Annotated in this window: 23 protein-coding genes; 7 read left to right on the top strand and 16 right to left on the bottom strand. The window is 67.1% G+C overall.

All coding sequences use genetic code 11. The features are described from left to right. Positions 1–12: 12 nt before the first annotated feature. The 14 genes from bamB to surE all read right to left on the bottom strand — a co-directional run bounded on the left by bamB (position 13) and on the right by surE (position 14,554). Positions 13–1,179: an outer membrane protein assembly factor BamB gene (gene bamB, locus ACSQ3D_RS21880; protein ID WP_436128303.1), complete on the bottom strand. Its 1,167-nt coding sequence runs from the start codon at positions 1,177–1,179 to the stop codon at positions 13–15. A gap of 2 nt (positions 1,180–1,181) precedes the next feature. Next, positions 1,182–1,871 carry a YfgM family protein gene (locus ACSQ3D_RS21875; protein WP_056411693.1) on the bottom strand — a complete coding sequence of 230 codons (690 nt, stop codon included), beginning with the start codon at positions 1,869–1,871 and terminating at the stop codon, positions 1,182–1,184. Positions 1,872–1,884: 13 nt separating this feature from the next. Continuing rightward, a complete protein-coding gene (hisS, locus tag ACSQ3D_RS21870; RefSeq protein ID WP_436128312.1) occupies positions 1,885–3,153 on the bottom strand; it encodes a histidine--tRNA ligase in 1,269 nt (422 codons plus the stop codon). A 149-nt stretch (positions 3,154–3,302) separates the two neighbouring features. Continuing rightward, the gene (gene ispG / locus ACSQ3D_RS21865; protein ID WP_396507362.1) at positions 3,303–4,583 is read right to left on the bottom strand and encodes a flavodoxin-dependent (E)-4-hydroxy-3-methylbut-2-enyl-diphosphate synthase; all 1,281 of its coding nucleotides are present in this window, start codon (positions 4,581–4,583) and stop codon (positions 3,303–3,305) included. Beyond that, a complete protein-coding gene (locus tag ACSQ3D_RS21860) occupies positions 4,583–5,533 on the bottom strand; it encodes a helix-turn-helix domain-containing protein (protein ID WP_436128311.1) in 951 nt (316 codons plus the stop codon). Before ACSQ3D_RS21860 ends, ispG begins: the two co-directional genes overlap by 1 nt. Next, positions 5,526–6,359 carry a type IV pilus biogenesis/stability protein PilW gene (gene pilW / locus ACSQ3D_RS21855; protein WP_396507364.1) on the bottom strand — a complete coding sequence of 278 codons (834 nt, stop codon included), beginning with the start codon at positions 6,357–6,359 and terminating at the stop codon, positions 5,526–5,528. Before pilW ends, ACSQ3D_RS21860 begins: the two co-directional genes overlap by 8 nt. Before the next feature lie 35 nt (positions 6,360–6,394). Then, positions 6,395–7,516 carry a 23S rRNA (adenine(2503)-C(2))-methyltransferase RlmN gene (gene rlmN / locus ACSQ3D_RS21850; protein ID WP_436128302.1) on the bottom strand — a complete coding sequence of 374 codons (1,122 nt, stop codon included), beginning with the start codon at positions 7,514–7,516 and terminating at the stop codon, positions 6,395–6,397. Positions 7,517–7,603: 87 nt separating this feature from the next. After that, the gene (ndk, locus tag ACSQ3D_RS21845) at positions 7,604–8,029 is read right to left on the bottom strand and encodes a nucleoside-diphosphate kinase (RefSeq protein WP_056173919.1); all 426 of its coding nucleotides are present in this window, start codon (positions 8,027–8,029) and stop codon (positions 7,604–7,606) included. 92 nt (positions 8,030–8,121) lie between these two features. Next, positions 8,122–9,744: a pseudouridine synthase gene (locus ACSQ3D_RS21840; RefSeq protein ID WP_436128301.1), complete on the bottom strand. Its 1,623-nt coding sequence runs from the start codon at positions 9,742–9,744 to the stop codon at positions 8,122–8,124. Further along, complete coding sequence (gene scpB / locus ACSQ3D_RS21835) at positions 9,744–10,607, bottom strand: SMC-Scp complex subunit ScpB (protein ID WP_436128300.1); 864 nt, start codon at positions 10,605–10,607, stop codon at positions 9,744–9,746. Before scpB ends, ACSQ3D_RS21840 begins: the two co-directional genes overlap by 1 nt. Positions 10,608–10,760: 153 nt before the next feature. Next, the gene (locus tag ACSQ3D_RS21830) at positions 10,761–11,795 is read right to left on the bottom strand and encodes an RluA family pseudouridine synthase (RefSeq protein WP_436128299.1); all 1,035 of its coding nucleotides are present in this window, start codon (positions 11,793–11,795) and stop codon (positions 10,761–10,763) included. Between the two features lie 28 nt (positions 11,796–11,823). Continuing rightward, on the bottom strand, positions 11,824–12,753 hold the full coding sequence (locus tag ACSQ3D_RS21825; protein WP_436128298.1) for a peptidoglycan DD-metalloendopeptidase family protein: 930 nt from the start codon (positions 12,751–12,753) through the stop codon (positions 11,824–11,826). Positions 12,754–12,986: 233 nt separating this feature from the next. After that, entirely contained in the window at positions 12,987–13,763 is a 777-nt protein-coding gene (locus ACSQ3D_RS21820; protein ID WP_436128297.1) for a protein-L-isoaspartate(D-aspartate) O-methyltransferase, read from the bottom strand. Positions 13,764–13,765: 2 nt separating this feature from the next. Beyond that, positions 13,766–14,554, bottom strand: coding sequence for a 5'/3'-nucleotidase SurE (gene surE, locus ACSQ3D_RS21815; protein WP_056411712.1), 789 nt, complete (start codon positions 14,552–14,554; stop codon positions 13,766–13,768). A gap of 151 nt (positions 14,555–14,705) precedes the next feature. On the opposite strand from surE, the gene ACSQ3D_RS21810 reads away from it, so the two are divergent. From ACSQ3D_RS21810 to ACSQ3D_RS21790, 5 genes are all read left to right on the top strand, one after another. Then, positions 14,706–15,680, top strand: a complete 975-nt coding sequence (locus ACSQ3D_RS21810) for an NADPH:quinone oxidoreductase family protein (protein WP_436128296.1) — start codon at positions 14,706–14,708, stop codon at positions 15,678–15,680. 133 nt (positions 15,681–15,813) lie between these two features. Beyond that, complete coding sequence (locus tag ACSQ3D_RS21805; protein ID WP_436128295.1) at positions 15,814–17,355, top strand: GGDEF domain-containing protein; 1,542 nt, start codon at positions 15,814–15,816, stop codon at positions 17,353–17,355. Between the two features lie 295 nt (positions 17,356–17,650). Then, a complete protein-coding gene (locus tag ACSQ3D_RS21800) occupies positions 17,651–19,216 on the top strand; it encodes an alkaline phosphatase D family protein (protein ID WP_436128294.1) in 1,566 nt (521 codons plus the stop codon). Positions 19,217–19,373: 157 nt separating this feature from the next. After that, positions 19,374–21,239, top strand: coding sequence for a gamma-glutamyltransferase family protein (locus ACSQ3D_RS21795; RefSeq protein ID WP_156370968.1), 1,866 nt, complete (start codon positions 19,374–19,376; stop codon positions 21,237–21,239). A 23-nt stretch (positions 21,240–21,262) separates the two neighbouring features. Next, entirely contained in the window at positions 21,263–21,583 is a 321-nt protein-coding gene (locus ACSQ3D_RS21790; RefSeq protein WP_436128293.1) for a hypothetical protein, read from the top strand. Between the two features lie 171 nt (positions 21,584–21,754). Here the strand turns inward: ACSQ3D_RS21790 and ACSQ3D_RS21785 are convergent, their stop codons facing one another. After that, complete coding sequence (locus ACSQ3D_RS21785) at positions 21,755–22,195, bottom strand: cupin domain-containing protein (protein WP_436128292.1); 441 nt, start codon at positions 22,193–22,195, stop codon at positions 21,755–21,757. 180 nt (positions 22,196–22,375) lie between these two features. Next, the gene (locus tag ACSQ3D_RS21780; protein ID WP_436128291.1) at positions 22,376–23,134 is read right to left on the bottom strand and encodes a sulfite exporter TauE/SafE family protein; all 759 of its coding nucleotides are present in this window, start codon (positions 23,132–23,134) and stop codon (positions 22,376–22,378) included. 105 nt (positions 23,135–23,239) lie between these two features. Here ACSQ3D_RS21780 and ACSQ3D_RS21775 point away from each other — a divergent pair, with 105 nt between their 5' ends. Together ACSQ3D_RS21775 and ACSQ3D_RS21770 are read left to right on the top strand one after the other, a co-directional pair. Next, positions 23,240–24,217 carry a LysR substrate-binding domain-containing protein gene (locus tag ACSQ3D_RS21775; protein WP_436128290.1) on the top strand — a complete coding sequence of 326 codons (978 nt, stop codon included), beginning with the start codon at positions 23,240–23,242 and terminating at the stop codon, positions 24,215–24,217. Between the two features lie 484 nt (positions 24,218–24,701). Then, positions 24,702–25,187, top strand: coding sequence for a type III secretion system chaperone (locus ACSQ3D_RS21770; RefSeq protein WP_436128289.1), 486 nt, complete (start codon positions 24,702–24,704; stop codon positions 25,185–25,187).

Below are 25,187 nucleotides of genomic sequence, written 5' to 3'. Positions count from 1 at the left end.
AAGACCGATCCATCAATCAGGGCGGAATCCGTAGACTCCACCGTTACGCGTCACCACGACAAGGGTGTCCGCTGCCACCACGGGCGCTGCCGCAATACCGGAGCCATCTGTGGCCACCCGATTGAGCGGCGCACCGTCAGTACGGGACAGCAGATGCACCAGCCCGCTATCGTCACCCACCACCACAGAACGCCCCAGCAGCAGCGGGGCCGTCAGCTTGCGGTACTTGAGCCTGTCCGTCGCCCACAGGCGGGAGCCATCGCTGCGGCGCCATGCAATGACGGAGCCATTGCTTTCAGAACCGAACACCGCATCGCCATCACCGTGCACTCCTTCAGCGCCGCTGGCGGCCTGCGTCCAGATGGTGGATCCACGCGCGGCGTTCACACAGCCCACGGCCGCCTGGAAGGCGCGGGCGCAAATGCTGTCGCCCACGCGGCTGGTGCGGCCTACCAGCTCCACCAGGCGCTCCACATCGTTGGTGCCGCGCGAGCTGCCCAGGGGAGCTTCCCAGCGGACACTTCCGTTGTCAGGATTCAAACCCACCATGCGGCCTGAAAACCCCACCACGAGGGTATCACCGACGGCCAGGAGCACCCCGGCCTGCCGCAGAACCAGGGCCTCGCCGGGCCGCTGCTGGCTCCAGAGCTTGCGCCCCGTCGCGCCATCGTAGGCCGCCACGGAACGGTCGGCCGACAGAACGAACACGCGCCCACCAGCCACCAGGGGAGGCGTGAAAACCTGCGCTGCCAGCGGCTCCCGCCACCGCTCCCGGCCAGACTCCAGCAAGACCAGCGCATTGCTGCGCAGCACCACGGCGGCAGACTTGCCATCGCTTCCCACACCCGCCGACAGAGGCTCTGCCAGCGTGGCACGCCACAGATCACCGCCGGTGCGGGCATCCACTGCAGCCACCACGCCATCGGCCGAGGCCAGCGTCACGACATTGCCAGCGGCATGCACATCCAGCGGCAAACCGCCGACGTTGCCGATGCGCGCCGTCCAGGCCTGCCGCACACCGAGAACGGCCACATTGGCCCCCAGGTCTGCAGGCACCGGCTTCGAACTGCCGCTGTTCCACAGCGAACAACCCGCCAGCGCGCCCAGCAGCAAGGCCGAGCAAACGCTGCGCACAAACAAACGATGGCCCACAGGGCTGTTGCTATGGACGAGATTCATGGTTACTTGGCCCCTTCGACAGGCGCAGCCGCTGCGGCCACCGCCACACCCTGGGGAGACACGCCCAGAGCACCCAGCTTGATCTCGACGAGACGGCGGTACTCGACACCCTCTTCCAGCCCCTTGTAGGCCTTGGTGTACTCGGCTATCGCTTCTGCGCGCTTGCCCTGCGACACGAGGATGTCGCCCCGGCGATCCGCAAACACCGCGTCGAACTCTGCAGGAACGCTGCCCGACACCTGCTTGAGCGCGTCGTCGTAGTTCTTCTGATCCATCAGTACGCTGGCCAGGCGCAGCTTGGCAATCGCCTTCAAGCCTTCGTCGCCAGCATGCTCAGCCACCCAGCTCAGCGGTTCTTTGGCAGCCTCTGCGTTGCCCGCATCCACTGCCGTCTTGGCCAGGGTCAGACCCGCTTGTGCAGCCTGCGCAGTGCCGGCGTACTTGGACTTGAGATCGCCAAACGCCTGCGCCACTCGCGCCTGGTCGCCTGCGCGGGCCGCCACGTCCACGGCGTCGAACAGCGCCGCAGCCTGGCTGGCCTGGCGGTTTTGCCAGTACTGATAGCCCTGCCAGGCGGCCAGGGAGCCGGCCACCACCAGCAGCACCGAACTGATCAGGGTGCCCCAGGTGTTCCAGAAGTGCTTGAGCTGGTCAAGCTGTTCTTGTTCTTCAAGGTCGAGATGTTTTGCCATGGATGTGTTCGGTTTAGCTATTGGATTGTAGGGTGGACGCCCATTGCGAGACCGCGTCCAGGGGATGCTCGGTCTGTGCGCCGCCCGCGCCATCGCGCAGCGACTTGACCACGACCATGCCCCTGGCGAGTTCGTCCTCGCCAAAAATGAGCGCGTAGCGTGCACCGCTGGCGTCTGCCTTTTTGAATTGCGACTTCATGCTGCCCATACCCCCGCCTGCCGCAGGAGCCGCATGCATCTGCACGCTGATGCCCAGTCCGCGAAGGCGCTCGATGGTCGTGACCGCCACCGGCAACGCAGCCGTGCCCGGAATGATGGCGTAGGCGTCAGGCACCAGCGCAGGGATCTCGCCGGCCTGCTCCTTGAGCAGTTCCAGCACGCGCTCCACGCCCAATGCCCAGCCCACGGCGGGCGCGGGCTTGCCACCGATCTGCTCGATGAGATAGTCATAGCGCCCACCACCACAGATGGTGCCCTGCGAGCCCAGTTGCTCGGTGATGAACTCAAACACCGTGAGGTTGTAGTAGTCCATGCCGCGCACCAGGCGCGGGTTGACCGTCCATGCCACGCCGTTGGCATCCAGGATGGATTTCACCGCATCGAAATGGGCCAGCGATTCCGCCCCCAGGAAGTCGATGAGGCGGGGCGCCGCATTCACCAGCGCCTGCATGGCGGGGTTCTTGGTGTCCAGGATCCGCAGCGGGTTGGCATGCAGCCGGCGGCGCGCCTCTTCATCGAGTTGGTCGGCGTTCTGCTCGAAATAGGCGATCAGGGCCGCGCGGTGCGCTTTGCGCTCCTCGGGCTGGCCCAGGCTGTTGAGCTCCAGGCGCACATTGCGCAGGCCAATGTCACGCCACAGCGCGTTGGCAAGCAAGATCAATTCAGCATCGACCTCGGGGCCTCCGAAGCCCAGAGCCTCGGCACCCACCTGGTGGAACTGGCGGTACCGGCCACGCTGCGGTTTCTCATGGCGGAACATGGCCCCCATGTAGTACAGGCGTTTGCCGCCTTCATACAGCATGTTGTGCTCGACCACCGCGCGCACCACGCCTGCGGTGGCTTCCGGGCGCAGCGTGAGGCGTTCGCCGTTGAGCTGGTCGACAAAGGAGTACATCTCCTTTTCGACGATATCCGTCACTTCCCCCAGGCCGCGCACGAACAGCGGCGTAGGCTCGACGATAGGGGTGCGCATGTTGCGGTAGGCGTAGCGTGCCATCAGCTGGCGCACCTTGTCTTCCAGCCATTCCCACCGGGCAGACTCGGGTGGGAGGATGTCGTTCATGCCTTTGACCGCCACCAGCTTTTCAGGCTTGGGTGACGCGGCGATTTTTTCGTTGCTCACAACTGTTCTTTTCCGTGATCTTGCAGGGGGTAAGAATGCCGCCGCCGCGCACTCCCCCACGGGCCCGTGGGCAGGTGCGGCGCGGGGTGTCAGTTCACAGCCACCGCAGCGCCGAAACGCTTCTCGATGTACTGCTCGACAATTTGATGGAACTCGTTGGCGATGTTGTCGCCACGCAGGGTCAGGGCCTTTTCACCATCGATGAAGACGGGGGCCGCAGGGGCCTCGCCCGTGCCCGGCAGGCTGATGCCGATGTCTGCATGCTTGCTCTCGCCCGGGCCATTGACAATACAGCCCATCACCGCGACACGCAGGCCTTCGACACCGGGGTAACGCACTCGCCACACCGGCATCTGGGCACGCAGGAAATCGTCGATCTGCTTGGCGAGCTCCTGGAACGTCGTACTGGTCGTGCGGCCGCACCCAGGGCACGCGGTGACGCTGGGCACGAACACGCGCAGGCCCAGCGCCTGCAGTATCTCGGACGCCACCACCACCTCCTGGGTGCGCGCTTCGCCAGGCTGCGGCGTCAGGGACACCCGGATGGTGTCGCCGATGCCTTCTTGCAGCAGCACCGACAGCGCCGCAGCAGACGCCACCGTCCCCTTGGTGCCCATGCCGGCTTCCGTCAGGCCCAGGTGCAACGCATAGTCGCAGCGGCGTGCCAGCTCGCGGTACACCGAGATCAGGTCCTGCACACCACTGACCTTGCACGACAGGATGATCTGGTTGCCGTCCAGGCCCATGGCTTCGGCGCGGCGCGCGGACTCGATGGCGGACGTGATCAGGGCCTCGTACATGACCTGGCGTGCCTCCCAGGGGGTGGCGCGCCGGCTGTTGGTGTCCATGAGGTCCGCCAACAGTTCCTGGTCCAGGCTGCCCCAGTTCACACCGATGCGCACTGCCTTGTCCCAGCGCATGGCGGCCTCGATCATCTGGCCGAACTGCTTGTCCCGCTTGTCGCCCTTGCCGACATTGCCGGGGTTGATGCGGTACTTGGACAGGGCCTGGGCGCAATCCGGAAAGTCCGTCAGCAGCCGATGGCCGTTGTAGTGAAAGTCACCCACCAGGGGAACGCTCTCGCCCATGCGGTCCAACTGCTCGCGGATGTACGGCACAGCCGCGGCCGCCTCAGGCGTGTTCACGGTAATGCGCACGAACTCCGACCCGGCCTGCGCGAGTTCCTTGACCTGGATGGCGGTGCCGATGGCATCCACCGTGTCGGTGTTGGTCATGGACTGCACGCGCACGGGGGCATCACCGCCCACGGTCACCACGCGTGAACCCCACACCACCCTGGCTTGCCGCGACCGTCGAGGCAATGCAGACGCAACCGCGATGGGTCCGAATTCAGTTGGGAGCTTTTCCACTATTTCACCTCGAAACGGGCGACGTTCTCACGCGATACACCCGCCAAATCAAAAGGCTTGCCACGCACAAAGACTTCGGTGGCGTCGGCACGGCCGATCACCACCGCCAGAGGCGCCGGAGCACTCACGGAAACAGACTCTTCTGCCGCCAGGTTGCGCTGCAGCACCACAGAACCCGCAGCATCCTTGACCTGCACCCAGGATTGGCTGCGCGCACGCAGCACCAGGGTACCGGAAGCCACCGCAGCCGCACTGGCCGGTTCACTGGCTGCCACCGCAGGCGAAGGCGTCGCAGCGGTAGCGGTAGCAGCAGCCGGTCCCGCACCCGCCACAGGAGCCGAGGCGGTCGGGCGTGCGCCGGGTGCCGTGGCGACGGGATCGCTGGCCACTGTCTGCGCAGTCACTGCCACAGGCTCTACCACCGACGCAGGCTCGGTGGGCGGCGATGCCGGCACGGGCTCGCCCGCGCCGGGCTGGGTTGCAGGCCCGGAAGAAAGGAACGACCAGCCGCCAGGCTGGCGGGGGAAAAAGAACACAGCCACCGCCCCGACCAGCAAGGCGAGCACCACCAACGACACGGATCGCGACCGCGCATTGCCGCCGGAAGAAAACGATGCCGAGGATGACGAAGACTTTCCGGCACTTACCTTGACCGGCGCGTTCAGCCCGGCGCTGTCGGCAGACAAACGCGGACTCTGGCTCTGGGGCAAAAGGGAGAGGACGGGCCCCGGGTCCACCTTGAGCGTCCGGCACACGCTGGATGCGAGTGCCCGCACGAACACGGTGTCCGGCAGCGCCGCATAGTCGTCGGCCTCCAGGGCCTCGAGCTTGCTGACGGGCACCTTCAGTGCCACCGCCAAAGCCGCGATGTGCATTCCGCTCGCCTGGCGCGCCTCACGCAGCAACCCGCCTGCCGTTACCGTCACAGCACCCTCCACAACCTCACTCATTGAAAGCCCCGCGTTCGTATGCACCCAGTTCCCGGGATTCCGGGAAACGCTTGCGCAACTGGTCTACCAATTGCCGCATCGCCACCGTATCGCCCAGCGCTCGCTCGATCTTGATACCCAGCCAGAGCGATTCAGAATTGGCAAACTGGCTGTTGTTCAGGCGACGGATGTAAAACTGGGCGCGGGTCAGCTCATCGCGCCGCAAAAGAAGCGAAGCAAGGTGATAGCCAACGACGGGATTCGCAGCGTCCAGCTCATAGGCCTTCAGCATCGATTGCTCGGCCTCCACAAACTGGCCCGCGCCCGACTGGCACAGCCCGCGGGCCATCAAGGTCTTCGAACGTGTGAGATACGCTGGATTGGCCAATGCACGCACGAACTGCTGGTCCGCTTCTGCATACTTCTGCTGCTGGCACATCAACCATCCATAGTTGTGCTGCAGGTTCGGATCGTTAGCACGCAGTGCCAGGGCCCGGCGAAAACTGTCCTCGGCCTGAATAAGATCGTTCAGGCGCATGTAAATGAGGCCGCGCAAGTTGAAAGCGTCCGTGTAGCTGGGGTCAGCTACCAGCGCCTGCTTCACTTCATCCAGCGCCACAGCCGTCTGCCCATTTTCGAAATAGTTGGACGCCAGTTCCAAGCGAATGCGCGCGCGGCGGCGTGCTTCGGGCTCGTCGGATGGGGTCACCAGCCCGGCATCCGAATCATTGGCGGCACCGCCAGAATTGGTTGCGCAGCCTTGAAGGACCGCCATGCAGGCGACCGACCCGCACGCCACCAGTGTCCAGCGGCACCATTGCTGCCAGCGTCCAACCAATCCCACCATGTAGCGCCTCCTTGAAGTAAGCCGATATCCGTCGATCAATTCACCGGTTTGAGAACGATTGTGCGCTGCTTTGCCATGCGTTCAGCGGCACGTGTGCGGTCTTTGACATCACCCGCCAGTTGCCCGCAGGCGGCGTCGATATCATCGCCGCGGGTCTTGCGCACTGTCGTGACAATACCTGCATCGCTCAAGACCTTGGCAAAAGCCAGCACCTGATTCTGCGGCGAACGCAACAGCCCTGATGCGGGGAACGGATTGAAGGGGATCAGGTTGAACTTGCAGCGCACGCTAGCGCCGCGCGCCGGACGCACCAACTCAATGAGTTGATGCGCATGCTCGATCTGGTCATTGACGCCGTCGAGCATGCAGTATTCGAACGTGATGAAGTCGCGTGGCGCATGCGCCAGATAGCGGTTGCAGGCCTCGAGCAGCTCCTCGATCGGATACTTGCGGTTGAGCGGCACGAGGTTGTCGCGCAGCGGATCATTGGGCGCATGCAGCGACACCGCCAGGGCCACGGGGCAGTCCTGGGACAGCCGGTCCATCATGGGCACCACACCCGATGTGGAGACCGTCACGCGCCGGCGCGACAGGCCATAGCCGTGGTCGTCCAGCATGGCGCGCAGTGCCGGCACGAGAGCGGTGTAGTTCTGCAGCGGTTCACCCATCCCCATCATCACGACGTTGGAGATCACCCGTTCGTCGGTGTGCAGGCGCTTGCGCAGCGAATGTTCGGCAAACCACAGCTGGGCGATGATTTCGCCGGTGGTCAGGTTTCTGCTGAAACCCTGGTGTCCCGTGGAGCAGAAACGGCACCCCACGGCGCAACCCGCCTGGGATGAAATGCACAGCGTGCCGCGGTCATCCTCGGGGATGAACACGGCCTCCACGGCATTGCCGTCGCCCACGTCGAACAGCCACTTCACGGTGCCGTCGGACGACACGTGTTCAGAAATGACGGGCAGCGCCTCGACCCGGGCGCAGCCCTTGAGCTTGTCGCGCAAGGCCTTGGCCAGATCGCTCATGGCGTCGAAGTCACTGGCGCCGCGCTGGTGTATCCAGCGGAACAGCTGGGTGGCGCGAAAGCGCTTTTCCCCCAGCTGCTCACAGAAGGCCGCCAGGCCGTCGAGATCGAATTCGAGCAGGTTCGTGGTCATCGCACCGACCTCCCATGGGGCCGGGCGCAGTGCTCCCCATGACGCAGGCATCCCACCATGGCGGGAACAGGCATGGGGATCACCATATCAACGCGAGTAGACGTTCAGGCCGGGGAAGAAGAAAGCGACTTCTGCGGCAGCCGTTTCGGCAGCGTCGGAGCCATGCACTGCATTGGCGTCGATGCTGTCGGCGAAGTCAGCGCGGATGGTGCCGGCTTCTGCCTTCTTGGGGTCGGTGGCGCCCATCAGTTCGCGGTTCTTCAGGATGGCGTTCTCGCCTTCCAGGGCCTGGATCATCACGGGGCCGGAGATCATGAAGTCCACGAGGTCCTTGAAGAAAGGACGCTCCTTGTGCACGCCATAGAACTGCTCGGCTTCCAGGCGCGACAGGTGCACCATGCGGGCGGCCACAACCTTCAGGCCAGCAGCTTCAAAGCGGGCGTAGATCTGACCGATGACGTTCTTGGCCACTGCGTCGGGCTTGATGATGGAGAGAGTGCGTTCGATTGCCATGTTGATTTCCTGAATGAATGATTTAGCTGTGATTCGTTTGTCCAGCGGACAAAGCCCTCGATTCTAACCGGCAGCGCCGACGGGTCGGCGCGTCAACGCCCACCGCGCCGAGGGCCACCACCGCCGCTGCCACCGCCACCGGGGCGGCGCTTGTCCTGGCGATGGCGCGCAAGACTGTCCGTGCCGATGTAGCCCACCGAGGTCTTCATCGGGTCGGGTTGCGCGCTGCCCCCCGAGCCATTGCCACGGCCGCCCTGCCCCTGGCCACCGCCGTCGCGGCGCGGTTTTTGTCCGCGTGCGGGCGCCTGCCCGCCAAACGCTCCGGTCGGGCTGGGGAAACCGTCGCGGCGCGGACCATTGCCGCGCGAGGCATTGCGGCCGCCCCGCTGGCGCTTGTCACCATTGCGGGAACCCGCATCGCCATGGGCACCGGCCGGGCCCTCGGCGCGCGCTGGAGCCCCTTCGGGCGCACCGGCACTTGCGGCCCGGACCAGGGCCCGGATGTCGCTGTCGTCCAGCTCCAGCCATGCGCCCCGCTTGAGGCCGCGCGGCAAGACCATGGCGCCGTAGCGGATACGGATCAGGCGGCTCACCGCGTGACCCACGGCCTCCAGCATGCGGCGCACTTCGCGGTTGCGCCCTTCGGAGATCGTGACGCGGTACCAGCAGTTGGAGCCTTCTCCGCCGCCATCTTCGATGGAACCGAAAGCGGCCATGCCGTCGTCCAGGCGCACGCCGTCCAGCAGCTTTTGCTTCTCTTCGTTGCTGAGCGCGCCCAGCACACGCACTGCGTACTCACGTTCCAGGCCAAAGCGCGGATGCATCAGCTTGTTGGCCAGCTCGCCTGAACTGGTGAACAGCAGCAGCCCTTCGGTGTTCAGATCCAGGCGACCCACGGACTGCCACTTGCCCTGCATCAGGCGCGGCAGCTTGCGGAACACGGTGGGCCTGTTTTGCGGATCGTCGTGCGTCACCACCTCGCCCACGGGCTTGTGATAAGCGATCACACGGGCTGGCGGCGGGTCGATGCGGTAGCGGATCGGCTTGCCGTTGACCTTGACCTGGTCGCCGTACTGGATGCGCTGGCCGATGTGGGCCGGCTCGTTGTTGACGGAGATGCGCCCCTCCAGGATGAGCTGCTCCATCTCCAGCCGGGAGCCCAGGCCCGCCTGCGCCAAGACCTTGTGCAGCTTGGGGGTTTCCACCTGAGGCAGCAGCACGCGCTTGGCGGGCACGGCCTCTGCAGAGGTTTCTTCGTCGTCGAAGCGGCCCGACACCACATCCGCAAACTCATAACCATCCACCGCCAGCGCAGGCTGGTTGCGCTTCTGGCCACGGCCTTCGCCCTCAGGGCGCGGCGGGCGCTGGCCGCGGGACTGACCCTGCGGAGGACGCCGGTCGCCACGCGCAGGCACGTCGGTTGCCTCAGCGGCATCCGCGGCATCCGGCGCATCCACTGCACTCGGATTTTCACCCTGGGGAGCCTCGTCGCCGGCGGGCGCGGAAGCCACGTCCAGCTGTGCAAGCTGCTCCGACGGCTGTGGAGCCTCGGCGGACGACGAGTCCACGCTCACCGCATCCACCGGCGCGTCCGCCGCCACCACGGCCGGGGCGGGCTTCTTGCGGGGCGCACGCTTGGCAGCCGGCTTCTTGGCCGATACAGCGGGCTCTGCGTCCGGCTCGGTGGCCGGGTTGTCGGGGGTCGAATCGTTCATCAAGTTTTTCCCTGGATACCACCGGGGGTATCGGCGTCGTCATCGTGGAGACCTGTCTCCACATTGTCAAAAAAATCGTCCCTGCGCAGCTCTGGCTCTGGCTCTGGCTCTGGCTCTGGCTCTGGCTCTGGCTCTGGCTCTGGCTCTGGCTCTGGCTCTGGCTCTGCCGAAATCTGCGGTTCCGCCTGCTCCTCTTCACGCTCCGGTGCCACGGCCACGGCTTCGGCTTCGGCTTCGGCAACCTCCACCCCCAGCCCCGGTTCCGGTGCCTGCGCGGCTTCGGGTTCAGGCTCAGGCTCGATCACACCTTGCGCCGCTGCCGCCATGGCCTCCAGCACGTTGGCATTGCCAGACGGGTCGTCGAGCACTGGCAACTGGTCCAGCGACTGCAGGCCCATGTCGTCCAGAAACTGCCGCGTGGTCGCAAACAGCGACGGTCGGCCCACCGTCTCCCGGTGGCCGATGACCTCGACCCAACCCCGGTCCTCCAATTGCTTGATGATCAGGCTGTTGACCGTCACGCCCCGGATGTCCTCGATATCGCCGCGGGTGACCGGCTGGCGGTACGCAATGATCGCCAGGGTCTCCATGGTGGCCCGGGTGTAGCGCGGGGGCTTTTCGGGGTGCAACCGGTCCAGGTACTCCCGCATTTCCGGGCGGCTCTGAAAGCGCCAGCCTGTGGCCACCTGCACCAGCTCCACGCCACGCTGCGCCCAGTCCAGCTGCAGATCCTGCAGCAGCAGCTTCAAGGTGTCGGACCCCAGTGCGTCGTTGAACAGCACGCGCAGCTCGCGCAAAGGCACAGGCTGCTGCGCGCAGATCAGCGCAGTTTCGAGGACCCGTTTGGCATCCACCGTGTTCATGGTTTGGCGATTCCTGGAAAAGTGGCACGCGTCGCGACGGGTGTCACATCAACAGCAGGGGGCAATCAATAGCAATGGCGCACTGTGCAAGGCGCCGGCGCGACGCAAGGGCCCGGCGGGATTCCGTCTTCGGGCTGGGGGCCTGTGGGGCCGTCAGGGCGCATTGTAGCCCAGGCCCCATGCAGCAAGGGCCTGGCGCATATCCTCGGGCACCGGGGCCATGAACTCCAGGGCCTGGCCCGTCACGGGGTGGGCGAAGGCCAAGCGGTAGGCATGCAGCGCCTGCCGCTGCATCGCCTCCACGGGCGCGCCACCGTACAGCACATCCCCCACCAGCGGGTGTTTCAGCGATGCCATGTGCACGCGGATCTGGTGCGTGCGGCCGGTGTGCAAGGTGCACTGCACCCAGCAGCCCTGCTCCGAGCCCTCCAGCCAGCGGATGTCGGTGCGCGCCGCCTTGCCGGCATGCACCGCCAGGTCCACCACCGCCATCCGCAGGCGGTTGCGCGGGTCCCGGCCGATGGGCGCGTTGACAGCGCGGGTCGTGGGCCCGCTCCAGGCGCCGTGCGCCAAGGCGACGTACTGGCGCTTGACCTGGCGCTCGGCAATCAGCGCGACCAGGGCGTCCATGGTGGCACGATCCCGGGCCACCACCATCAGGCCGCTCGTGTCCTTGTCCAGACGATGAACGATGCCGGCGCGCGGCACCATGAGCGCCTTTTCGTCGCGGGCCAGCAGGCCGTTGAGCAGTGTGCCGCTCCAATTGCCGGGCGCCGGGTGCACCACCAGGCCGGCAGGCTTGTTCACGACCAGCAGGTGGGCATCTTCGTAGACCACGTCGATGTCCATCGGCTCGGGCCTGAACGCCTGGCTCTGCAGGGTCGGCCGCATCTCCAGCACGATTTGATCGCCGGCCTTCACCTTGGCCGATGCCTTCAGTGCCGGCGCGCCTTGCAGGCGGACCATGCCTTGCGACAGCAGTTGCTGTAGGTAGCTGCGCGAAAACTCGGGCACCAGCTCGACCAGCGCCCGGTCGAGCCGCGCGCCGTGCTGCGCGACAGCGACGGTCATGGTGCGCAGTTCGCCGGCAGCGCCTTCGGCCAGGCCGCCGGAATCTTCGGATTCGTCGGAGTCTTCAGGCAGCAGGTCACTGTCGCCGGCCTGCACCGTCCGCGCAGCGGGGCTCATACCGCTGAGCGGCGGGGTGGCCACGGCTTCAGCGCGCTGGCAGGTAGCGGGACGGGTCGACAGGCTTGCCCTGGCGGCGGATCTCGAAGTGCAGCTTCACGCGGTCGGCGTCGGTGCTGCCCATCTCGGCGATCTTCTGGCCCTTGCGCACCGCCTGGTCTTCCTTGACCAGCAGCGTCTGGTTGTGGGCGTAGGCCGTCAGGAAGGTGTTGTTGTGCTTGAGGATCACCAGGTTGCCGTAGCCGCGCAGGCCGGCACCGGCGTACACCACGCGGCCATCGGCCGCGGCCAGCACGGGGTCGCCCGCTTTGCCAGCGATGTCGTAGCCCTTGTTGCGCGCCTCGTCGAAGCCCGCGATCAGCGAGCCAGGGGCGGGCCAGATGAAGGCCAGTTCGTCGTCTCCCCCTGCAGCGGCGGGAGCGCTGGGCGCGGCAGGCACCGGTGCAGCCGCCACCACCGGGCCCGAGGCTGCAGGCGCACCGGGCTTGGCTGCGCTGGCGGGCGGCACAGGGCCGCTGGCCGGCGTGGCCGGCGTCACCGAGGACGACGCCACCGGGCGGGTGACCACCCCGGTATCGGACGCCACCGCTTGCGATGCAGCCCCGGGAGCCACCACGCGCAGCACCTGGCCGACTTCGATCAGGTTGGCGTTTTCCAGGTTGTTCCAGCGGGCGATGTCTTTCCAGCTCTGGCCGGATTCCAGGCCGATGCGAATGAGGGTATCCCCAGGCTTGACGGTGTAGTAGCCCGGCTTGCCTGCGTTTTCGGCGCCCGGCAGGGGCTTGATGGGGGTGCCCACCACCACGCCGGACTGTGCGCCGGCAGAAGGCGCGGGAGACTGGGACGCCGTGCCCCGGTCTTCCACAGGAGCCCTGTTCAGCCGGGTGCCGCAACCGGTGAGCGCAAGCCCCGCCAGCGCCACGGTAAACCCAACCACAAGACCACGCGATACGAACATAAGCATTTCCCTTTGGACCGTGTTGTGCACTCACGTGCTCACGAAAACCGGTAAAAGGCCCGGCAACAAGGCGCGCGATGCGCCAAGAGATGAAGACCGCAAGCGGGCTGCGATGCAGAAGCCGGACCTTTTCCCGGCTGTTCCCATGCGCTGGACCATGAGATCAACGCTCGCGCCGTGGCAACCGCTGACCTCATGCCCCAGGGAGGACGCGTGCCAACGCACGAGCCCTTCTAGGCAACCCCCGATTTTAGGGGGACAAAATGTACGGGCTCCAGCACGTTTTGTTTCAATCCGTGCGGGGTTTTGTCGATCACGAGCAACATCTGCCGCCCGCCCGCCACGGCCATGGGGGCCACCAGCCGTCCGCCGACGGCCAGCTGGTCGCACCACGCCTGCGGCACGGCGTCGCCGCCTGCGGCCGCGATGATGGCCGCGTAAGGCGCCCCCTTGGCATAGCCCAGCATGCCGTCGCCAAACAGCAGATGGACATTCGCCAGCCGAAACGGCCGCAGATTGCTGCGGGCCTTGTCGTGCAGCCCGCGCAGCCGCTCCAGCGTGTAGACCTCGCGCGCCAGATGGCTGAGCACCGCCGCCTGGTAGCCACAGCCAGTGCCGATCTCCAGCACCCGGCCCAGGCCGCCGGAGCGTGCAATGTCCGCGCCCAGCAGCAGCTCGCACATGCGGGCCACCACATTGGGTTTTGAAATGGTCTGGCCGAGCCCAATGGGCAGGCTGGTGTCTTCATACGCCTGGTTGACGAGCGCGCTGTCCACGAACTGGTGGCGCTGCACCGCCCCCATGGCCTGCAGCACGGCGGACGACGTGATGCCGCCCGCCGCCAGCTTTTGCACCATGCGCGCGCGCACGGCCGCGGAATCAAGCCCCACCCCCGACGGCGAAGGTGCCGGCGGCCGCCCCCCCAGCGGCGCCGCAGGGGCCGGGCGCGCTGGCGTCGGTGCCGCCGCACCCGGCAGACGGGCCGGGAATCCGGGGCGGCGCTGCTGCATCGTCACGCCTTCGGGGCGTGGGCTGCCCCTGACGCCAGTCGCGACGCCGTCTGCGCCCAATAACCCAGGTTGTCGTGGTCGGTCAGGTCCACCTTCAGCGGCGTGATCGACACATGGCCTTGCACGGTGGCGTGGAAGTCGGTGCCTTCGGCATCGTCCTTGGCTGCGCCCGCGCTGCCGATCCAGTACATCGCCTCACCCCGCGGGTTTTCCTGCACGATGACACGCTCGGCCGCATGGCGGCGGCCCAGCCGGCACAGCTTGATGGGCTTGAGCACATCCAGGGGCAGGTTGGGAATGTTCACGTTCAACAACCACGGTGTTTCATTGACGAGCTGCTGGGCGCGCATTTGCTCCACGATCTCGCGGGCCTTGGCGGCTGCAGCCTCGATCTCGCCCCAGCCCTTGTCGACCTGTGAGAACGCGATCGCCGGAACGCCGAACAGGTAGCCCTCCATCGCCGCACCCACGGTGCCCGAGTAGATGGTGTCGTCGCCCATGTTGGCACCGTTGTTGATGCCGGAGACCACCAGGTCGGGCCGGTAGCCCAGCAGCCCGGTGAGCGCGATGTGCACACAGTCGGCCGGCGTGCCGTTCACATACCGAAAGCCGTTGTAGGCCTTGGTGACGGTCAGCGGCGAGTGCAGCGTCAGCGCATTCGACTTGGCGCTGTTGTTGTGCTCGGGCGCAACCACCTCCACCTCGACCCCGTCAAGGGTCTTGAGTGCATCGTGCAATGCCACGATGCCCGGAGCCTGGTAGCCGTCGTCGTTGGAGATCAGAATTTTCATGGGTTGCAGCAGGGGTTGCAACCGATTGTAGGTCGCAGTGCCCCGCCCGCCCCACCCTCGCGCGCCAGCCAAGGCGGTCGCTCGTGGGACAACGCGCGCCCGGGCCCCCCACCTATCATCCGTTCAACAAAATTGACCGGAGACCCATCCCATGCACGCTTGGCTTTGCACCAACCCCGTCGGCGTCGACGCCCTGGCCTGGACCGAACTACCCACGCCCACGCCCCAAGCCGGCGAGGTGCTCATCGAGATCAAGGCCGCCAGCCTGAACTTTCCCGACCTGCTCATCGTGCAGAACAAGTACCAGATGAAGCCGCCGCTGCCCTTCGTGCCCGGCTCCGAATATGCCGGCGTGGTAGCGGCAGTGGGTGACGGCGTGACGCACCTGAAGGTCGGCCAGAACGTGGCCTGCCTGTCCGGCACGGGCGGCTTCGGCACGCACACCATCGCGCATGCTGCGCTGTGTATGCCGCTGCCCGAAGGCTTCTCGCACGTGGACGCGGCCGCGTTCATCATGATCTACGCCACGTCCTACCACGCGCTGGTGGACCGCGCCGCGCTCAAGGCGGGCGAGACGGTGCTGGTGCTGGGCGCTGCCGGCGGCGTAGGCACCTCGGCCATCCAGATCGCCAAGGCCATGGGCGCGCGCGTGATCGCAGCGGCCTCCAGCGACGAGAAATGCGCGCTGTGCACCTCCATCGGGGCGGACGCCACCATCAACTACAGCAAGGACAACCTGCGCGAGTCCATCAAGGCACTGACCGACGGCAAGGGCCCCGACGTGATCTACGACCCGGTGGGCGGCGACTTTGCCGAGCCCGCGTTCCGCTCCATCGCCTGGCGCGGCCGCTACCTGGTGGTGGGGTTTGCGTCCGGCCCCATCCCGGCCCTGCCCTTCAACCTGGCGCTGCTCAAGGGCGCGTCCATCGTGGGCGTGTTCTGGGGCGACTTCGCCAAGCGCGAACCCAAGGCCAACGCCGCCATGATGGGCGAGCTGGCGCAGTGGTACGCCCAGGGCAAGATCAAGCCGGTGATCGACCGCACCATGCCCATGGCCGAGCTGCCAGCCGCCTACGCGCACATGGGGTCGCGCGGCGTGATGGGCAAACTGGTCATGGTCAACTGACAGCGGCAGGGCGCATCAACCCGCGCCCGCCACCCCGGGTCACCGGCGTTTTCGCCCCCCGGGGGCGGCACCCAAACAGCGGCTGCTGTGTCACACTTGGGCACTTCGCCCCCTCAGACCCTGGTGTCAGCACATGGCCGACCGTCCACCCTCCGAAATCGCGCGCGAGACACTCAAGCAGCTGGCCATCCGCCGGTTGCAGCCCACGCCCGACAACTACCTGGCGCTGTATGACGAGATCGCCGAAACCCGCAGCCCGCAGCCCTTTCCCGAAGGGCCGCTGAGCCAGATCCTGCGGGTGCTGCCGGGGCAGACCCCAGCGCAAAAGCGCCTTTTGGGCCAATTCGAGCGGGCGATCATCCAGAAGGACTGGTCGTCGTTGCAAAGCACCATGGTCGGCTACGCCAACCTGGGGCTGAACCCCATGTCGGCCACGGCCACGCCCATCGAGACGGCCGCGGACGCCGCCCCGCCCGCCGCCATCCTGCCCGACGAGTTTGCGCAGCTCCTGGCGCGCCTGGTGGACAACGTGCTGCCCGCGCTGGGCGACGACGACGCCCGCGTGATCGAGATGGCGCAGCAGCTCGTCACCTTCCTGCGCGAGCCCGCGCCCCCCATCTCCACCGCCCAGCTCATGCTGGGCAACTTCACCTACCGGCTGTCGTTCGCCACCGAAGAGCAAGGCGCCATCCGCAGCGGACTGCTGAACCTGCTGCACATGGTGTTCGAGAACATTGCCGTGCTCAGCGCCGAAGACCGCTGGCTGCAGGGCCAGGCCCAGGCGCTGATGGCAGCATCCACCCCGCCGCTGACCCTGCGCCGGCTGGACGACGTGCAGCGCCGCCTGAAGGACGTGATCTTCAAGCAGGCCGAGGCCAAGGCCCGCACGGTCGAGGCGCAGGAGCAGATGAAGGAGATGCTCACCACCTTCATCGAGCGCCTGGCGCGAATCACCGCCTCCAGCACCACCTACCAGGGCACCATGGAGCGCTGCGCCGACCTGATCGGCAAGGCCAACACCATCGAGGAGATCGCCCCGGTGCTCCAGGAGGTGATGAGCGCGACCCGCTCCATGGCCCTGGACAGCCGCGTGACCCACGACGAACTGCAGGACCTGCGCGAGCGCACCGAAGCCAAGCGCGCCGAGGTGGCCAAGCTGCAGGAAGAGCTCGACCGCGCCAGCGCCCAGGCACGGCACGACCCGCTGACCGGATCGCTCAACCGCAAGGGCCTGGACGAGGCGATGGAGCGCGAAATCGCCCGATCGCGCCGCCTGGGCTCGCCGCTGTGCCTGGCGCTGCTCGACGTGGACAATTTCAAGACCATCAACGACCGCCTGGGCCATTCCGGCGGCGACGCGGCCCTGGTTCACCTGGCACAGGTCACGCGCGAGGTCATGCGACCGCAGGACCTGCTGGCGCGCTACGGCGGTGAAGAATTCGTGCTGGTGCTGCCCGACACCACGGTCGAAAGCGGCGTGGCAGCCATGACCCGGCTGCAGCGGGAGCTGACCACCCGTTTCTTTTTGCAGGGCGCCGAGAAGGTGCTCATCACCTTCAGCGCCGGCGTGGCCCAGTTGGCGGACAGCGAAAGCAGCGCCGACGCCATCCGCCGCGCAGACCAAGGTATGTACCTGGCCAAGCGGTCGGGCAAGAACCGGGTGATGCCGGCGTAGTCACTCCTCCCTGAGTCGCCTGCGGCGCCTTCCCCCCAGGGGACGCAGAGCTTGGAAGCCCCCCCTGAGTCGCCTGAGGCGCCTTCCCCCCAGGGGGACGCAGAGCTTGTAAGCCCCCCTGAGTCGCCTGCGGCGCCTTCCCCCCAGGGGGACGCCACCCGTGGCCTGGCAGAGCCAGTTCCACGGTGGCACTGGCCTGGGGGCGCGCCGGTATCGACGTCCGCTTGATTAGGATGCTGCTCAAAGCAGCGCCTGCTCGGGCTGCTGTTGCCCATCACCTGAAACGTCACCGACCATGGACCGCCGCGCATTTCTACAACTCGCCGCCTACGCGGCCGCAGCGACTGCCCTGCCCCGCTGGGCGTGGAGCAACGCGCCGTCGCTGTCCACCCACCCGTTTGCGCTGGGCGTGGCCAGTGGCGATCCGGCGCCGGACGGGGTGGTGCTGTGGACGCGCCTGGTGCTGACCGATGCGGCGCAGGTGCAGGCGGCCCACACCGTGCGGTGGGAGGTGGCGCACGATGCGCGCTTTGCGAAGATCGTGCAAAAGGGCGAGGCGCCCGCCTTGCCGCAACTGGGCCACAGCGTGCATGTGGAGCTGCGCGGCCTGGCGCCGGGTCGCTGGTACCACTACCGCTTCATGCTGGGCGATGCGGTCAGCGCCGTGGGCCGCACGCGCACCGCGCCTGCGGCGGGCGACCTGCCGGATGCGCTGCGGGTGGCCTTTGCGTCGTGCCAGCGGTGGGAGCACGGTCACTACGCCGCGTGGCGCCATCTGGCCGCGGACCAGCCCGATTTGGTGCTGTTCCTGGGCGACTACATCTACGAATACGCCACGCCCAAGAATGCATCGGACCTGGCGCGCACCCACACCCTCAAGGTGGCGACCACGCTGGCCGACTACCGCGACCGGTACGCACTGCACAAGAGCGACCCGGCCCTGCAGGCCGCCCATGCCACCTGCCCCTGGGCCGTGACCTGGGACGACCACGAGGTACAAAACGACTACGCCGCGGGCGCTGGCCGGGGCGACACCCCGCACTTCCTGGCGATGCGCGGCGCCGCGTGGCAGGCGTTCTACGAGAACATGCCCCTGCGCGCCACGAGCCTGGCCCGGCCCTTCCCCGACACCCGGTGGGACGCGCTGCAGGTCTACCGCCGGCTGCGCTGGGGCCGCCTGGCCCACATCCACCTGCTGGACGGCCGCCAGTACCGCACCTGGCAAGCCTGCCGCACGCCCGATTCCGCCAGCGCGGGGGCCGTGCGCGGCGGCGCCTGCGGCGAGCTGGCCGACCCGGCCCGCACCTACCTTGGCGCGGCGCAGGAGCAGTGGCTCGACACAGGTCTGGCCAGCGACGCGGGCGCGCCGGACGCCACCCGCTGGAGCGTGCTGGCCCAGCAGACGCTGTTCTCGCCCCGCCACTACCCATCCGGCACGGTGACCACCGACAACTGGGACGGCTACCCCGCCGGCCGCGCGCGCCTGCTGCAATCGGTGGCCCGCCACGCCCCCCGCAACACCGTGCTGCTGGGCGGCGACATCCACCAGAACTATGTATGCCGCGTACACGCCGACGCGGACCGCCCGGATTCGCCCGTCATCGCCAGCGAGTTCTGCGGCACCTCCATCAGCTCACGCTCGGGCACCACGCAGGACAAGGTGGACGCCGTGGCACGGCACAACCCCCACGTGCTGCTGGCCCGCTGCGACCTGCGCGGCTACGGCATTGCCGACATCACGCCCGAGCGCTGGACCACCACCCTGCGCACCGTGGACGACCCGATGCGCGCGGACAGCGGCGTCAGCACCCTGGCCAAGTTCGTCGTGCAAGACGGCCGCGCCGGGCCCGTGGCGGCGTGAACGCTCCTCTTTTGATAGCTGGTCGCGCTTGTCCAGACAGCGGCAGGGCCATAAAAAGCTTCAAACCCAGCGCCTGTAGCGCAATGTAACGCCGAGCCCTTGCGCGGGCTGCGCACCGTACGATGGCCGCTTCTTGCTTGCCACGAAGGAGAAGCCCATGTCCCCCATCGTCCCGCCGGCCCCGGCATCGTCCCGGCGTTTGCGCCCTGGCCTGATCACCGGCACCGCGCTCGCCGCACTGTTGGCGGGCTGCGCTGGCACCATCAGCCCCTCGCAGTTCGCCTACACCGTGCCGGCCCAGCCGGAGGGCTCGTCGGGCTACACCGAAAAACCGGGCTGGGCCACCGAGAAGTTCGCCGTGGCCGCCGCCAACCCGCTGGCCACCGATGCGGGCTACCAGATCCTCAAGGCCGGGGGCTCGGCCGTGGACGCGGCCATTGCGGTGCAGATGGTGCTGACCCTGGTCGAGCCGCAGTCCAGCGGCATCGGCGGCGGCGCCTTCTTGCTGCACAGCAACGGCAAGGCGGTGGAGGCCTACGACGGGCGCGAGACCGCCCCCGCCGCTGCGGACGAAAAACTCTTCCTCGGCGCCGACGGCAAACCCGTGCCGTTCTACGACGGCGTGGTGGGCGGCCGCTCGGTCGGCGTGCCCGGCACCGTGCGCATGCTGGAGCTGGCGCACAAGCAGCACGGCAAACTGCCCTGGGCCACGCTGTTCCAGCCCGCCATCACCCTGGCCGAGGGCGGCTTCAAGATCAGCGCGCGGCTCAACACCCTGGTGGCGGCGGACCCGCACCTCAAAAAGGACCCGGTGGCCGCCGCCTACTTCTACAAGGCCGACGGCGATGCCCGCGACGTGGGCGTGAACCTGCGCAACCCCGAACTGGCTGCGGTGCTGCGCCGCATCGCCGCCGAAGGCAGCAAGGCCCTGCACGAGGGCGAGATCGCCCAGGCCATCGTCGACAAGGTGCAAAAGCACCCCACCAACCCCGGCAAGCTCAGCTTGGCCGACCTGGCCGGCTACCAGCCCAAAAAGCGCGAGGCGCTGTGCCACGACTACCAGGTCGCCACCAAGGACTTCCGCGTCTGCGGCTTCCCGCCGCCCAGCTCGGGCGCCATCGCCATCGGGCAGATCCTGGGCATCCTCAAGAACACCGACGCCGCCGCCAAGCCGCTTCAGGACGGCATCCCCTCGGCCGACTGGCTGCACCTGTACACCGAGGCTGCGCGCCTGGCGTTCGCCGACCGCGCGCAGTACGTGGCCGACCCCGACTTCGTGCAGCCCCCCGCGGGCAGCTGGAGCAGCCTGCTCGCCCCCGCCTACCTGGCCGACCGCGCCAAGCTCATCGGCGCGCAGAGCATGAAGGTCGCGCAGCCCGGCAACCCCGGCGCGGTGAAGACCAGCTACGCGCCCATGCCCGACCAGCCCGAGTACGGCACCAGCCACATCAGCATCGTCGACGCTTTCGGCAACGCAGTGGCCATGACCACCACCATCGAAGACCAGTTCGGCGCGCGGCAGATGGTGACCACCAGCGCCGCACGCAGCGGGGGCTTCCTGCTCAACAACGAACTCACCGACTTCAGCTTCGCGCCCGCCGACGCGCAGGGCCAGCCCATTGCCAACCGCGTGCAGCCCGGCAAGCGCCCGCGCTCGTCCATGGCCCCCACGCTGGTGTTCGACAAGGCCACGGGCGAGCTCTTGATGAGCGGCGGCAGCCCCGGCGGCGCGGCCATCATCCACTACACCGCCAAGACGCTGTACGGCGTGCTCAACTGGGGCCTGATGCCGCAGCAGGCCATCAACCTGCCCAACTTCGGCTCCATGAACGGGCCCACGCTGCTGGAGGAAAAGCGCTTCCCGCCCGCTACTGTGGAAGCCCTGCGCGCCCGCGGCGCCGAAGTGCGCGAGATGAACATGACCAGCGGCCTGCAGGCTATCACCCTGGGCAACGCCCATGGCAAGAAGCTGTGGATGGGTGGCGCCGACCCGCGGCGCGAGGGCGTGGTGATGGGCGACTGAACGAAGACAACAGCGCACGCACGATGAACAAATCACTCGCCCGAATTCATCTCGGATTGGCCATCTTCTACGGATTGTTGGCGGCACTGTTGAGCGCGATCCACCTCACAGGCGACAAGGCCAGCGCTACCGGCGTGCTCATTTTTGCAGCCGTGTTCGGCACACCGCTGGTACTCCACGCCCTGGCATTGAGGGGCGTTCGCAATGGGCTGCTGTGGGGTCGCAGCTTGTCCCGGACCCTGGGAATCCTGCTGCTTTTTGCGGTACCGATCGGCACGGTCCTCGGGGCTTTCGTGATCATGCGGACCGGTCCAAAGGATTGGGAAAATTCGGCGAGCGGCTAGCCAGCCATATGGATGCGCCCAGGGTGGCACGCAATCCCAAGAAAAAGTGCCGCTACCGCGCACTGGACAAGCGCCAGCAGCTATAAAAGAAAGAGCGTTCTGCCATCACGGTGCAGAACGCTCTTGGAGCCGTCACCCAGCCATGCCGTCACGGCACAGCCGGCCCGGGCTTCACTGCTCGGCAATCACATCCACAAACACCAGCGGCTCGGTGCCGGTGTTCGCAAGGCCATGGGACTCGCCCTTGCGCACGATCGTCACGTCGCCCGGTTTCACGGCCACGTCCTTGCCGTCCTTGTCGCGAAAGGTTCCGCGGCCGGAAATGATGATGTAGGTGTCTTCGTTGGTCGTGTGCTTGTGAAAGCCGATGGAGTCGCCCGGCTGCAGCGTGAGCCAGCTGATCTCCTTGATCGCGTGGTCCTTGAGCGCCTTATCGCGCGTGAAGGCGTATTCGCCGACCAGCGTGCCCTTGCCGCCGCCCGCGGCCTCCTTGTTGGCCTTGATCAGCTCTTCCTTGGTGAACACGTCGGCCAGCGCCGGCGCGGCAACCAATGCCAGTGCGACGGCGGCGCCTGCAGCGCGGGCCAGGGTTTTGTTGTGTGTTGTTGTCATGAAGTCTCCTCGGTGGATGAAGCCGCGGCTGCGGTTGCTTTGACGTTGGCGTTGGCGTTGACGTCGATGCAGCCTGGTGCGGCGGCCACGCCTGCGTGCAGCGGGGCGTGTGCCGGGGAGCATGTTAGGCCCGAACGCGCGGCCGCGCTGCCAGGCCGTCAGGGTTCTGACGGTGTGCCACTACACCCACCGCGCCAGCACCTTCGGCACACTCGCCACCAGCATCGCCACCCCCGACAGCGTCAGCATGCCCAGCACGATCTGCCGGAACCGCGCGTCGCTGATGCCGTGGTACAACCGGGCGCCCAGCAGCGTGGGCACCAGCATGGCGGGGACCACGATGGCCAGCAGGGGCAGGGCCTCGCGGGTGATCAGGCCCGTGGCCGCGTAGGTGCCGAAGGTCACCAGCAGCATCGCTAGGTTGAAGTTCTGGATGATGGCGCGCTGCACGTCCTTGTCCATGCCGCGCAGGGTGCACCACAGCGTGGGCAGCACGCCGGTGAAGCCGCCCAGGCCGCCCATCACCCCGCCGGCCAGGCCCACCACCGCGTCCGCCACACGCCCGCCGCGGGTGATGCGGGGCAACTGTTTGGCCATCAGCATGGCCGGGCACCACAGCACCAGCAGCGTGCCCAGCACGAGCTTGAAGGCGTCCATGTCCAGACGTGGCAGCACGGCCACGCCCAGCGGAATGCCCGCCAGGCCGCCCAACACGAACGGCAGCAGCCGCGCCTTGTCAAAGCCCCGGCGCACCGAGAACGCCGCCACCAGCTGGCCGGTGAGTGCGCCGCACACCGTCAGCACCGCGCCCAGGCGCGGCTCCAGCGTCCAGGCCCAGAACGACATGGCCACCATGCCAAAGCCAAAGCCCGACAGGCCCTGCACAAATCCCGCGGCCACCGCCCCGAGGGCTACCACCCACAGCACTGATGAGTCCATCACCTTCCCCTCCGTTGTTGCCGTGCATTGTGGAGAGTTCTCATAAGCAAAGCATCAGCAATTAATATCAAGCCATATTGATTTACTAATAGCCCGAAACCAGCCATGCCTGCGCATCTGCCGCTTGATCCCGACGCCGTCCAGGCCCGCCTGGCCTCGCGCCTGAAGATGCGCCACCTGGTGCTGCTGCAGCAGATCGAGGCGCATGGCACGCTCACCCGCGTGGCGCACCACATGGCCACGAGCCAGCCGGCCATCACCCATGCGCTGGCCGAGCTGGAGGCGATCTTCGGCGCGCCGCTGTTCGAGCGGTCCACGCGCGGCATGGTGCCCACGGCGCTGGGCACCGTGGCGCTGGCCCGTGCGCGCACCCTGCTGCAGGACCTGGGCCACTGGGCGCGCGACATGGAGTCCGCCAGCGCTGGCCGCGCGGCGCACCTGCAGGTGGGCGTGATCCCGTTCGTGCCGGGGCGCCTGCTGGCTGCGGCCATCGGCCAGACGCGGCCCCGCGGCCTGCGCGCCACGGTGAGCATCCACGAAGGCACCAGCGACCACCTGCTGCAGCGCCTGCGCGGTCATGAGCTCGACTGCGTGGTCGGCCGCACCTCCGCCGTGCTCGACATGCACGGGCTGGTGCACGAGGTGCTCTACCACCAAGAGCCGCGCCTCATCGCGCACCGCCGCCTGTCGGCGCGCCTGGCCCGCAAGCCCCTGGCCTGGGCCGAGCTGGCCGACCTGGACTGGGTGCTGGGCGCGCGGCAGACGCCCATGCGCGAGCAGATCACTGACTTCTTCCTGCGCGCGGGCGTGGTGCCGCCGCAGCCGTATGTGGAAAGCCTGTCGTCCAAGGTCATCGGCGAACTGGTGGCGGCCAGCGAACGGGCCGTGTCCATCGTGCCGGCCGACATCGCCCAGGAGCTGGTGCGCATCGCCGGCGTGGCCATCGTGCCGCACCGCTTTGGCTGGACGCTGCCGCCCATCACGCTGTTCCAGCGGCAGCGGGACGCGCAGCATGCCGAGGTGGCGCTGCTCGTGCAGGCACTGCGAGACGCGGCTACGCGGTTTGCAGCAGAGCAGGCATAAGAAAATACCTATCTCGCGCGCCAATTGCGCCTTGACCTGCGATAGCACCGACCCGACGGTTCTCAGTGACGAACCACTTTGCGCTCGTGCATACACCGACACTAGGCCACCAGTCTTGCTGACTTGGGTATGGTACAGGCGCCCCAGTTGGAGCTTAGGCTTCAGCAGCACCTCGCGCACTGGACACTGGTAGAAGTGTTGACGAATCTGCAGGCACCGCCCCTGCCTTTGCCGCTGTCGTGGCGCATCGCCTTGGCCTGCCGCGCAGGGTGCGCGTGTTTATGGAACGGCTGAAAAGCTTGCTCGAGCAGCACCTGGAGCAGCCATCGCGCAAAGCGCGGTCTATGCGGGCTGCAGCCACAGCATTGACATACGCCTTATGTGACCGGAAATCCCCTGTCACCGACCAGAGCATATAGTGTTCGAGATGGAACCTTTGTAGCCGGCTTGTGACTTACAGGCCACCACTACAAGGAGTACCAGCTTGATTCATCCTCAATTCGAATTCGTGCTGTCTGCTGTGCGCACGGCACTCAACCTCCCGGGCGTGCAGCCCGCCGATGATGGAACGTGCCAATTGGTGGTCGACGACGAGATCGTGGTCAACCTTGGGTGGATGGAGGCGCAAGCCCAGGTGGTTTGGTTCGCACCCGTGGGTTCGCTGAAGGGCGCGGCGGACCGCAGCCGCGCATTGGCGGACCTGTTGCGTGCCAATTTGTTCTGGCAGGAAACCGGTGGTGCGACACTCGCGCTGGCGAAGGATGATGACACGGTCGTGCTGGCTTACCAAACGCCCGCGCACAACATCACCGGCGAAGAGGTGCTAGCTGTGCTGCAATGGTTCATCGACATGACGGCCGCGTGGGTGGACAAGTTCGACGCGCTGGTACGCCCGCCAGAGGAGGCAGCCGCTCCGGGCATGGGAAGCTTTACGCTTGGCGCGTTCGCATCCGGCATGCTGCGCGGTTGA

It is taken from the genome of Acidovorax sp. LjRoot117 (assembly GCF_964252695.1).
Taxonomy (GTDB): domain Bacteria; phylum Pseudomonadota; class Gammaproteobacteria; order Burkholderiales; family Burkholderiaceae_C; genus Acidovorax.
Note: the sequence above shows the minus strand (reverse complement) of the source record. Positions and strands in the feature narration are given on the sequence as shown.